The sequence below is a fragment of the Vibrio sp. C8 genome, from assembly GCF_054051265.1.
On record NZ_JBPAOE010000006.1, the window covers coordinates 40507 to 53111 of the forward strand.

Annotated in this window: 9 protein-coding genes; 7 read left to right on the forward strand and 2 right to left on the reverse strand. The window is 43.3% G+C overall.

What is annotated here, in order from left to right:
* Positions 1-19: 19 nt before the first annotated feature.
* The gene (locus ACRQQK_RS03810) at positions 20-1360 is read right to left on the reverse strand and encodes a sigma-54-dependent transcriptional regulator (protein WP_457510122.1); all 1341 of its coding nucleotides are present in this window, start codon (positions 1358-1360) and stop codon (positions 20-22) included.
* A 14-nt stretch (positions 1361-1374) separates the two neighbouring features.
* Positions 1375-3168 carry a sensor histidine kinase gene (locus tag ACRQQK_RS03815; RefSeq protein WP_457510166.1) on the reverse strand — a complete coding sequence of 598 codons (1794 nt, stop codon included), beginning with the start codon at positions 3166-3168 and terminating at the stop codon, positions 1375-1377.
* 524 nt (positions 3169-3692) lie between these two features.
* Here ACRQQK_RS03815 and tig point away from each other — a divergent pair.
* From tig to ACRQQK_RS03850, 7 genes are all read left to right on the forward strand, one after another.
* Positions 3693-4997: a trigger factor gene (gene tig, locus ACRQQK_RS03820; RefSeq protein WP_457510123.1), complete on the forward strand. Its 1305-nt coding sequence runs from the start codon at positions 3693-3695 to the stop codon at positions 4995-4997.
* 107 nt (positions 4998-5104) lie between these two features.
* Positions 5105-5731 carry an ATP-dependent Clp endopeptidase proteolytic subunit ClpP gene (gene clpP, locus ACRQQK_RS03825; protein ID WP_042486819.1) on the forward strand — a complete coding sequence of 209 codons (627 nt, stop codon included), beginning with the start codon at positions 5105-5107 and terminating at the stop codon, positions 5729-5731.
* A gap of 83 nt (positions 5732-5814) precedes the next feature.
* The gene (clpX, locus tag ACRQQK_RS03830; protein ID WP_042486817.1) at positions 5815-7095 is read left to right on the forward strand and encodes an ATP-dependent protease ATP-binding subunit ClpX; all 1281 of its coding nucleotides are present in this window, start codon (positions 5815-5817) and stop codon (positions 7093-7095) included.
* Positions 7096-7246: 151 nt separating this feature from the next.
* The gene (lon, locus tag ACRQQK_RS03835) at positions 7247-9601 is read left to right on the forward strand and encodes an endopeptidase La (RefSeq protein WP_269349443.1); all 2355 of its coding nucleotides are present in this window, start codon (positions 7247-7249) and stop codon (positions 9599-9601) included.
* Between the two features lie 192 nt (positions 9602-9793).
* The gene (locus ACRQQK_RS03840; RefSeq protein ID WP_042486811.1) at positions 9794-10066 is read left to right on the forward strand and encodes an HU family DNA-binding protein; all 273 of its coding nucleotides are present in this window, start codon (positions 9794-9796) and stop codon (positions 10064-10066) included.
* A 155-nt stretch (positions 10067-10221) separates the two neighbouring features.
* Complete coding sequence (gene ppiD / locus ACRQQK_RS03845; RefSeq protein ID WP_457510124.1) at positions 10222-12081, forward strand: peptidylprolyl isomerase; 1860 nt, start codon at positions 10222-10224, stop codon at positions 12079-12081.
* A gap of 202 nt (positions 12082-12283) precedes the next feature.
* Positions 12284-12541, forward strand: a complete 258-nt coding sequence (locus ACRQQK_RS03850) for a ComEA family DNA-binding protein (RefSeq protein WP_457510167.1) — start codon at positions 12284-12286, stop codon at positions 12539-12541.
* The last annotated feature ends 64 nt before the right edge of the window (positions 12542-12605 follow it).

The following is a 12605-nucleotide window of genomic DNA, read 5'->3' on the forward strand; positions in this document are numbered from 1 at the left end:
ACTTTTGTAAAAGTCGTTTTTACTCTTTGTAAGTGTCTTTATTTATCTGATATTTCTGCATTTTGTCGTAAAGTGTTTTCCTTGGGATCTTCAGCAGTTCCATGGTGTCTTTAATACTGCCGGAGCACTCTATCAGTGTTTGTTCGATAAGAGACTTTTCATACTCAGCAACCTGATCGGCGAGACTGGTCAGCACTTTTGCATTTTTGCTCTGTTCACCAAGTTCTGAAAGTTTGCCCAGTAAAACGTAACGTTCCGCAGCGTTCCGCAGTTCCCTGACGTTACCCGGCCAGTCGTGACTGAGCAGAGCTTGCAATGCACTTTGAGGCAGAGCGGTCGCTGCTTTACCGTAACGTGCTGCTGCTACAAGCAGGAAGTGGTGAAATAGGGCTGGTATGTCTTCGCGACGCTCGCGAAGCGGCGGAATATCCAGCGTGACAATGTTGAGTCGGTAATAAAGATCCTGACGGAAAGTCCCTTCTTGAGATGCTTTTTTTAGGTCCACTTTGGTAGCAGCAATCACTCGAATATCTAACGGAATCAGTTCATTGGAGCCAACTCTTTCAATCACACGTTCTTGTAGTACGCGCAGTAATCGAATTTGAGCATGCATAGGCATCGATTCAATTTCATCAAGAAACAGCGTACCACCTTGGGCATGTTCAAACTTACCGATGCGTTTTGCATCTGCACCGGTAAATGCGCCTTTTTCGTGTCCGTAGAGTTCACTTTCGATAAGGTTTTCCGGTACCGCTCCGCAGTTAACAGCAACGAAGTTTTTCTCACGTCTTGAGCTTTGTTCGTGAAGAGAGCGGGCGACAAGTTCTTTACCTGTGCCTGTTTCACCAAATAGCAGAATGTCAGCGTTGGTGTCGGCAACGTGAGTAATGGTTTCTCTTAATGCGATGATACTGTTGGTTTCACCGATAATCCGAGGGCCAAGTGTCTGGCTGGCTTTTAGGCTCCGTTTTAACTGTTGGTTTTCCAGCGTTAGTTTTCTGCGTTCAATCGCGCGATTCACAGTCTCTATCAATCTTTCTGGAGCAAAAGGTTTTTCAATAAAATCGTACGCTCCGTCATGCATCGCTTGTACTGCCATAGAGATATCACCATGGCCTGTAATGAGAATGACAGGGACATCACTATCCTGATGATGAACGGATGAAAGCAGATTTTGTCCGCTTAAGCCGGGCAAGCAGATATCCGTGACGACTACCATAGGCAGTTTGTCCTGCTTAATGGCTAATAATGCGTCTTCAGCACTAGAGAAAAAACGCGCATCGATGTCTGCCAGTTCAAAGCTTTGCTCAATGGCGATTCGAATGTCGTCTTCGTCATCAATAAAAAATACATCGCACATACAACTTCCTTAATTTACTGCTCTGAACTTTGTTGGGGCTTGTTTAACGTAATAGTGAATCTCGCGCCTCCTAGCGGTGATGAGTGGGCTGTAAGATCGCCACCCATGCCATGCATAATTTGTTGCGAGATAGATAATCCTAACCCTAAACCATTTTTCTTGGTGGTGAAGAAGGGTTCAAATAGGTTTTTGATTTGGTTCAAATTGAGGCCAGAACCTGAATCGTCAACATGAATGTAAACGTGGTTTTGATGCTGTTCTAGCGTCAGCACAACTTTCTTGATGTCTTGTTCATCAACCGCCTGTATTGCATTGGTCAGTAAGTTAATGATCACCTGTTCCAGTTGGATCGGGTTAATGCTGCATCGAATTGGAGACTCTGGCGCCTTTATCTCAAACTCTACGTAATGGGATTTAAACTGTGGCTGCATAAGCTCTTTTGCGTTGATGATCAGAGGAAGCAGTTGTGCTTCAACTTGATCACCGGTTTCTGTTTTTCGTGCAAAAGATTTAAGCTGCTCACTTATCTTTGCCATACGCACCGTTAATGCCGATATACGCTCAAGATTTTCATCGGTGCGTTCTGGTTTACCATTCGCTAAGAACCGTCTTCCATTGTCGGCAAAGCTGCGAATGGCCGCGAGCGGATTGTTCAGCTCATGACTGATACTGGCAGACATCTGTCCGAGCACTGCCAGTTTTGCTGCTTGTATCAACTCATCCTGAGTCTGTCTTAATGCTTGTTCCGCTCTTATCCGTTCATCAATCTCTACATGAAGTTTTGAAGTACGTTCCATCACCAAAAACTCAAGTTTCTGTTTGGCTTCAGCCTGTAGTCGTTCTATCTGGCGCTGGCGTATTTGTCTGTGATGCAACAGCAGAAAAGCAAGATAGATGATGGCGAAAATCATAGTAAGGATTATTAAGAAGCCAAAGGTATCCCAGAACACGTTTACTTTGGGTGATAAGACGTGAATGTTGAGCGCGAGATTATCCAGCTTGTTAGTTGAAACAATATAGTCGTCTTTAATCCAACCTTGCTTAGGCTTTATCCACTCGGTTTCCGAAAGATTCACATCACCATAAAAACCCAAGGAGGGAATCGTACTGTCTAGGTACTGGCGGGTCTCCTGTATTTTTTGTCGCGACTGTTCGCTTAGTTCGGAAACGCTGTGAAACAGCCAGTCTGATCTACTGGACATGAAAACAATGTTGTTATCATCAGTTGCAACAAAGTAGCTGTTTTTGTTCTGCCAGTTGTCCTCGATGGAGGAAAGATCCATTTTCACCACCACAACGCCAATCACTTCTGCAGCATAAATAACGGGATAGGCATAGTAGTAGCCGCGCTGACCAGAAGTGGAGCCTAGAGCAAAGTACTGGCTTTTCTGGCCGGAAATAGCATCGTAGAAATAGGGACGCCACGCAAAGTTTCGGCCGATAAAGGAACGGTCTAGATTCCAATTGCTGGATGCGATGGTATTGCCGATGCCATCCAGCAAATAGGTGTCAGCCGCTTGAATGACCTCGTTGACTTGTTCCAAATAGCGATTGGTTAAGTCAATTTGTGCACTATTTTCTGGGTGGCTTAGTGCGTCAACCAGTTCTTTATCTTTAGAAAGCAGGCGAGGTATGTGCGCGTATTTGTCGAGTTTGGCCGAGATGTGGCTTGAGAAGCGTTCAAGTTCTGATTGTTGTTCTATCAACAGAGATTGATAGCTATAGCGCCAAACGAGATGAGCTGACATGGCGGCGATGACACCATAAATTATCAAAAACAATACTGATAGTTGGCGCACAGACAGCATCCTTGTCATACCTTTTTTTCCTCATTTACTTCGCCACTAATGATACTGGGAACTTCAAATTATCTGTTTAAAAACATCTCGAATATGGGAGACAAAACAAGAGCCAGATCTCTTTTTGATTATTTGAGGAAAAAAATCCCTCGATTCTCTTGAAAAAGCCTATATTGTCCCCATTTCTGTGCCATCGAGTGATCTATTGATTGATGGTTTTTTTAGCACTCAAAGAGTTTTTTAGGACATTGGCTTTTTCTTGCTGGGGATTCGCTCGACAGCTAAAGCTGAGATCGGTAGTATATCGCGTCTAATTTTTTAGTCCTGAGGCTAATCAGAGATACCTTTATTCGGCGCAAATCGACAAAAGATGTCACTCATTAGTTCGGTATTTAGGTGAAATTCACTGAGAGTATCGATGCTCAATATTTACAGTTAAGTGTTCTACCGAGCACAAAATAAGGATGAAGCCAAACAGAGATGTTGGCTCATGATGCTCAGGAATACTGAGCCAGTTTTGAGGTTTATATACAATGCAAGTTACTGTTGAAACGCTAGAAGGCCTAGAGCGCCGTTTGAATATTACTGTTCCTGCTGCAAACATCGAAGATGCAGTGGCAGCTGAGCTACGCAACATCGCGAAAAATCGTCGTTTCGATGGTTTCCGTAAAGGTAAAGTACCGATGAAGATGGTTGCTCAAATGTATGGCAAAGCAGTACGTCAAGACATTCTTGGTGAAGTGATGCAACGCCACTTCATCGAAGCAATCGTAAAAGAGAAAATCAACCCAGCTGGCGCTCCAACTTTCGCACCAGTAGAAGTTAAAGAAGGTGCAGACTTAGTATTCACTGCAACTTTCGAAGTGTACCCAGAAGTAGAACTGAAAGGTCTAGAAAACATCACTGTAGAAAAACCTGCAGCAGAAGTTCAAGATTCTGACGTTGAAGAGATGCTAGAAACACTACGTAAGCAACAAGCTACTTGGGCTGAAGTAGAAGAAGCTGCAGAAAACGGTAAGCGCGTTTCTATCGACTTCGTTGGTTCTATCGACGGTGAAGAGTTTGAAGGCGGTAAAGCTGAAAACTTCCCACTAGAAATGGGTGCAGGTCGTATGATTCCTGGTTTTGAAGACGGTATCGTTGGCAAAACTAAAGGTATGGAATTCGAAATCGACGTGAACTTCCCAGAAGATTACCACGCTGAAAACCTAAAAGGTAAAGCAGCTAAGTTCGCTATCAAAGTGAACAAAGTTGAAGCTCGTGAACTACCTGAACTGAACGATGAGTTCGTTGCTAAGTTCGGCGTAACTGAAGGCGGTGTTGACGCACTTAAAGCTGAAGTTCGCAAGAACATGGAACGTGAACTTAAGCAAGCAATCAAAGCGCGTATCAAAGATCAAGCGATTGAAGGCCTAGTGAAAGAAAACGCAATCGACGTTCCAGCGGCTCTAGTCGATCAAGAAATCGACGTTCTACGTCAGCAAGCTGCACAACGTTTCGGTGGCAACATCGAAGCTGCAAACCAACTTCCACGTGAAATGTTTGAAGAGCAAGCTAAGCGTCGCGTAGTTGTAGGTCTACTTCTAGGTGAAGTAATCAAGACTGAAGAGCTAAAAGCAGACGACGAGAAAGTAAAAGCGCTTATCGAAGATATGGCGACTGCTTACGAAGATCCAACTGAAGTTATCTCTTACTACGAGCAAAACGAGCAAATGATGAACAACATGCGCAACGTGGCTCTAGAAGAACAAGCGATTGACGCGATCATTGCTAAAGCAACAGTAACTGAGAAAGCAATTAGCTTTAACGAGCTAATGAACCCTCAAGTTGCTGCTTAATAAGCAATCTATAGCGTAGAAGGTTGACGAGACATCAACTATTCTGCTAACAATGGTCCGCATGATATACATCATCCGGGCCATTTATTTTTAGGGATATTAAGACTATGAGCTACCAAGAAAAAAACGCAATGTCGCCGATTATTGATGCGCTAGTACCAATGGTGGTTGAACAAACTTCCCGTGGCGAACGTTCATACGATATCTATTCACGTCTTTTAAAAGAGCGAGTTATTTTCTTAACGGGTCAGGTAGAAGACCACATGGCAAACCTTGTCGTGGCTCAGCTGCTTTTCTTAGAGTCGGAAAACCCAGACAAAGATATTTTCCTATACATCAACTCACCAGGTGGTAGTGTGACTGCGGGTATGTCTATTTACGACACTATGCAGTTTATTAAACCAAACGTGAGTACAGTATGTATGGGACAAGCTTGTTCTATGGGCGCATTTCTACTAGCTGGTGGCGCACCTGGCAAACGTTATGTTCTACCAAACTCGCGCGTAATGATTCACCAACCGCTAGGTGGTTTCCAAGGTCAAGCTTCGGACATCCAAATTCATGCGCAAGAAATTCTATCGATTAAGAACAAGTTGAACCACTTGTTGGCAGAGCATACCGGTCAACCGCTTGAAATTATTGAGCGAGACACTGACCGCGACAACTTTATGTCTGCCGAACAAGCAGTAGAATACGGTTTGGTGGATTCAGTACTGACCCACCGTGGTGAGTAACAGTTCTGGTAATTGTTTAACGCAATTTAATTGAAATTGTTATACACTCAAACCATAAAGAGTAAAGGCTAAGAGGTTAGCGAATGACAGATAAAAGCAAAGAGGGTGGTAGTAGTAAACTGCTGTACTGCTCTTTCTGTGGCAAAAGCCAGCACGAAGTTCGCAAGCTGATTGCAGGTCCTTCCGTGTATATCTGTGACGAATGTGTTGATCTATGTAACGACATTATTCGCGAAGAGATTAAAGATGTGTTACCTAAGAAAGAGTCGTCAGCATTGCCTGCGCCTCGTGAAATTCGTGCACATCTTGACGACTATGTAATTGGACAAGAACACGCTAAAAAAGTGCTCGCTGTTGCGGTATATAACCACTATAAGCGTTTACGTAATGGTGATACGACAAGTGATGGTGTCGAACTTGGTAAAAGTAATATTTTGCTGATCGGCCCTACAGGTAGCGGTAAAACTCTCCTCGCTGAGACATTGGCTCGCTTCCTAGATGTACCATTTACGATGGCAGATGCTACTACGCTAACTGAAGCGGGTTATGTGGGTGAAGATGTTGAAAACATCATTCAAAAACTGCTTCAGAAGTGTGACTACGATGTAGCAAAAGCGGAACGCGGTATCGTCTATATCGATGAAATCGATAAGATTTCTCGTAAGGCTGAAAACCCGTCAATCACGCGAGACGTTTCTGGTGAAGGTGTTCAGCAAGCACTATTGAAACTGGTTGAAGGTACTGTTGCATCAGTGCCACCACAAGGTGGTCGTAAACATCCTCAACAAGAGTTCTTGCAAGTAGATACTTCTAAGATCTTATTTATCTGTGGCGGCGCTTTTGCGGGTTTGGATAAAGTGATTGAACAACGTGTAGCAACGGGTACTGGTATTGGTTTCGGCGCTGAAGTTCGTTCTAAAGATCAAAACAGAACAGTAGGCGAGTTGTTTACTCAGGTAGAACCTGAAGATCTAGTGAAATATGGTCTGATTCCAGAGTTCATTGGTCGTTTACCTGTGACAGCTACATTGACTGAGCTTGATGAAGAAGCGCTGATTCAGATTTTATGCGAGCCAAAGAACGCATTGACGAAACAGTACGCAGCACTTTTCGAACTTGAAGATGTAGATCTAGAGTTCCGTGAAGATGCACTTCGTGCTATCGCAGCAAAAGCGATGGCTCGTAAGACGGGTGCTCGTGGCCTACGCTCAATTCTTGAAAGCGTATTGCTAGAAACCATGTACGAGCTACCTTCAATGTCTGACGTTGAGAAAGTTGTGATTGATGAGTCGGTGATTAACGGCGAATCAGAACCACTAATGATTTTCTCAGGTAATGAGAGCCAAGCAGCTGGCGCTGAGTAAATTTGCCAAGTCTCTTGGGTTTAAAAGCCATTAAGAGTCAATAAATAATCAAAGGAGGTAATCATTACCTCCTTTTTTTTATTCTGTTATTGAATCCAGTTAGTTAGCCCCCATATACTCCGATATATATCAAAGCGGAAGAGAGAATAATATGAACTTGGAGCGTTCCGAGCGTATAGAGATCCCCGTATTGCCTTTGCGTGATGTGGTTGTGTATCCACATATGGTGATCCCTTTGTTTGTTGGTCGTGAGAAATCGATTCAATGCCTAGAAGCGGCAATGGACAACAACAAACAAGTTCTTCTGGTTGCACAGAAGCAGGCCGAAACAGATGAACCTACTATTTCGGACTTATTCGAAGTGGGTACGGTTGCTACCATTCTGCAATTGCTGAAGTTACCCGACGGCACTGTGAAAGTGTTGGTTGAAGGTCAACAGCGCGCCAAAATTAATGAGTTTCATGAAGGAGAGTTCTTCTCTGCAAGTGCTGAATTCCTGATAACTCCAGAGTTAGATGATAAAGAACAAGAAGTGATAGTACGCAGTGCTATCAACCAGTTCGATAGTTTCATTAAACTGAATAAGAAGATTCCACCTGAAGTTTTGACTTCATTGAATGGCATCGAGGAAGCTGCACGCCTAGCGGATACTATTGCAGCACACATGCCTCTTAAGTTAGTGGACAAGCAAAAAGTTCTTGAAATTTTAGATGTGACTGAACGTCTAGAGTTTTTAATGGGACAGATGGAATCTGAAATAGATTTGCTGCAAGTTGAAAAACGCATCCGCACTCGCGTTAAGAAGCAAATGGAGAAATCTCAGCGTGAGTACTACCTGAATGAGCAAATGAAAGCGATTCAGAAAGAGCTGGGTGAAACAGAAGATGGCGTAGATGAGTTCGAAGTTCTAAAGCAGAAAATCGAAGACTCAAAAATGCCTGCTGAAGCGCGTGAAAAAACAGAGCAAGAGTTGCAGAAGCTGAAAATGATGTCTCCGATGTCAGCAGAAGCAACAGTAGTTCGCAGCTATATCGATTGGATGATCAACGTTCCTTGGACTAAGCGTTCTAAAGTGAAACGTGATCTGGCAAAAGCAGAAGAAATTCTTAATGCTGACCATTATGGTCTTGAGCGCGTTAAAGAACGCATTCTTGAATACTTGGCGGTACAAAGTCGTATTAGCAAGTTAAAAGGTCCGATCCTTTGCTTAGTTGGTCCTCCGGGTGTGGGTAAAACATCACTAGGTCGTTCAATTGCCGCGGCAACAGGGCGTAAGTACACGCGTATGGCGCTCGGCGGCGTTCGTGACGAAGCTGAGATTCGCGGTCACCGCCGTACTTACATCGGTTCTCTGCCGGGTAAACTGATCCAAAAAATGTCAAAAGTTGGTGTGAAAAACCCGCTATTCCTACTTGATGAAATCGATAAGATGGCATCGGATATGCGCGGCGACCCAGCTTCTGCACTATTGGAAGTATTAGACCCAGAGCAAAACAACTCATTCAATGACCACTATCTCGAAGTGGATTATGACTTGTCTGACGTAATGTTTGTTGCAACATCTAACTCGATGAATATTCCGGGCCCACTGTTGGACCGTATGGAAGTTATTCGTCTATCAGGCTACACCGAAGATGAAAAACTGAACATTGCTAAGCGCCACTTAGTTGAGAAGCAAATCGAGCGTAATGGTCTGAAACCTTCTGAAATTACCATCGAAGATTCAGCAATTATGGGTGTGATTCGTTATTACACACGTGAAGCGGGTGTTCGTAGCCTAGAGCGCGAGATCTCTAAGATCTGTCGTAAAGCAGTGAAAAACATCTTATTAAACAAAGATGTAAAACATGTCACTGTGAACCAAGATAATCTTAAAGAATACCTTGGTGTACAACGTTTTGACTTTGGTAAAGCAGACGAACACAACCGTATTGGTCAAGTAACGGGTCTAGCATGGACAGAAGTTGGCGGTGATCTGTTAACGATTGAAGCTCAGTCTATGCCTGGTAAAGGTAAGCTTACTCAGACAGGCTCACTTGGCGAAGTGATGCAAGAGTCTATTCAAGCAGCAATGACGGTCGTACGTTCTCGCGCAGAAAAACTGGGCATTAACCCAGATTTTTACGAAAAACGCGATATTCACGTACATGTACCTGAAGGTGCAACACCAAAAGACGGCCCAAGCGCGGGTACGGCAATGTGTACCGCATTGGTCTCTTGTTTAACCGGTAACCCTGTGAAAGCTGATGTTGCAATGACGGGCGAAATTACCCTTCGTGGTGAAGTTTTGCCAATCGGTGGTTTGAAAGAAAAACTGCTGGCTGCTCATCGTGGTGGTATCAAAACGGCGCTAATTCCGAAGGACAATGAACGTGATTTGGAAGAGATTCCTGACAACGTAATCGCTGATCTTAAAGTAATTCCTGTACGTTGGATTGACGAAGTTTTGAAGGTTGCACTGGAAAATGACCCTACTGGTGTGGCATTTGAAGCCGAAAAAGAGTGATGTGCAGCAAAAATAAGTAAAAGATTACGCTGATAGGCTCAAAAAGGGCTTGTCAGCGTTTTTTTTGGAGGCTACCGTTATTCACTATAGCTTTCAGCCCAGTTGTAACAAGGCTTTAGGTTATCTTTAAACATCAATGGAACGAATAGGCGCCGAACAAAATAATAAATTGGCGACCAAAGGGGAATCACAGTGAATAAAACACAATTAGTAGAAAAAATCGCAGCTAACGCTGATCTATCAAAAGCTTCAGCAGGTCGTGCTCTAGACGCATTTATCGAAGCAGTAAGCGATACTCTTCAGTCTGGCGACCAAGTAGCTCTAGTTGGCTTTGGTACTTTCCAAGTTCGTACTCGTGCAGCTCGCACTGGTCGTAACCCAAAAACTGGTGAAGAAATCCAAATCGCAGAAGCTAAAGTTCCTGCATTCAAAGCTGGTAAAGCACTGAAAGACGCTTGCAACTAATTTCTTAGAATGACTTTTTTGCTGCTTGCAGCAAAATTTATTCGAACCTTTTTTAATTATGCGCATCCTACTGATGCGCATTTCTTTTTCTGATATTATCGCGCTATTCATTTTTGGCTGAAGTCTAAACTTCAAATCCGGAGAGCAGTAAAACTATGATGGATCGATTACGCGAGGGTGTTAACAGCATCGCGGTAAAAATTATCCTAGGACTAATCATCCTTTCTTTTATCTTCGCAGGGGTAGGTAGCTACCTAGTCAGTGGCGGTAATAACGCGGCGGCTAAAGTTGGCAGCATTGAGATTGACCGTGGTCAGTTTGAGCAAGCTTATCAAAACGAAAGAAACCGTATGCAATCTCAAATGGGTGACTATTTTGCTAACTTACTAGCAGATCCAGCGTACGTTGCTTCTTTCCGTAAATCTGTTTTAGATCGCATGATCAACGATGTTCTCATCGAGCAGCATGCGAATTCATTAGGTCTAAGAATCAGTGACGAACAAGTTCGTAAACTGATTTTGGATATGCCTCAGTTCCAATCTGAAGGCAAATTCGACCAAGAAATCTACCAAGCAGCACTACGTCGTGCCGGCTTCAATGCCGAGTCTTTTGCTGAATATTTACGTCGTGATTTACTGCGTAGCCAGCTAACATCAGCGCTACAAGGTAGTGAGTTTACTCTACAGGGTGAAATTGACGCTCAAAGCGCGCTGATTGCACAAACCAGAGACATTCGCACTGTTACATTGTCTTTGAACGACTTTGCCAACCATGTTGCTGTAAGCGACGAAGACGTACAGAAGTTCTACTCTGAGAATCCGGAACGTTACACTCGTCCAGAACAAGTAAAAGTCTCTTATATTGAGCTATCAGCTGAGAAACTGTCTAAACAAGTTACCATCAGTGACGAACAAGTAAAAGAGTACTATCAAGAGCATCTAGACAAGTATTCAACTGCTGAACAACGCGAAGTTAGTCATATCCTAGTACAAGGCGATGACGAAGCTAAAGCCCAAGCGATTCTTGATGAGCTAAACGCAGGTGCAGATTTTGCGAAACTTGCTGAAGAAAAATCTGAAGATATTGGCAGCTCAGATAATGGCGGTTCTTTAGGTTGGATTGAACGAGATACAATGGATCCTGCATTTGAAGCTGCAGCATTTGGCTTGGCTTCAGTCGGTGATGTATCTGGTCTTGTTAAGTCTGATTTTGGTTACCACATTATCAAGTTAGATGGCGTCAAAGCTTCGGTTGCTAAACCGTTGGAGGAAGTAGCTGCAGAAATTAAGACTGAACTGTCTTCTCAAAAAGCGGTAGACACTTTCTATGAGCTACAAACTGAGTTAGAGAAAGTCGCGTTTGAATATCCAGATTCGCTTGATGAGGCTGCTAAAGTGACTTTGGCACAAGTGGTTAAAACGGATTTTATTTCTCAATCAGATATGCCAACCGCTCTGCAAAATGCATCCGTTCAACAAGCGATTCAGTCTCCTGAAGTGAAAGAAGATGGCTTAAACTCTTCTGTCATTGAAGTGGCACCAGAACATGTCGTTGTTGTTCGTGTTGATGAAACGCGTCCTGAGATGGTACTGCCTCTAGAAGAAGTCAAAGATCAGGTTGTTGCACAACTATCTAAAGTAAAAGGTGAGCAACAAGCGCTAGAGCTTGCTGATAAGTTGATTGAAAGCCTTAAGCAAGGTGACAAATCTCTGCTAGAAGAAAACAAACTTGCATTTGGTGATCTAGAAACGGTAGATCGTGGCTCTCAACTTGCTCAAACGGTTTACTCTATGCCTAAACCGCAAGTTGACCAAGTTGTATACGGTCAAGCAAAAGATTTGGACGGTAATATCGTTTTGATTGAATTAAGCAAGGTTGAAGCAAAGATTGAACCTCAATATCAAAATCAAATTGGTGCTCAGCTTTCACGTATTGCAGTGCAACAAGATATTGCGGGAGTGTTGTCTGTGCTAAGAGCAAACACGGATATCGAATATTTTGCTGTGAGCCAATAAGCTCTATAGATGTAATTGATATGTTTAACGAAAGGGGCTGCAGTTGCAGCTCCTTTTATTTTGTTCAAACCTAAATCTGTCTCTCGCTGTGGCTTGTTTAAGATGGCTTCGTTTAATTAACAGTGAGAGCAGAAAAATGATGAAAAAAATCGGTTTAGTCAATCAATGGCTACTGGCATGTTTATTAGCATTAGCGCTACCTATGACGAGTGTGACCGCAGCAGATAATAGTACCGGTCAGGCAGTGAAAACAGACGACATCGTGATAACGGTGAATGTAAATACTGCATCTGCAGAAGAAATATCCACTTTGCTAAAAGGTGTTGGACTTAAGAAAGCACAAGCCATTGTTGAATATCGTGACCAGAATGGACCATTCTCATCCCAAGATGAGCTTACTAAGGTAAAAGGTATCGGTACCTCAACAGTTAAGAAAAACGAAGATCGAATCCTGCTGTAATAGTCTAGGGTTCAATATCTAACCGTTTTTTGTTTAAATGCAGGCTCGAGATATTACTTGAGCC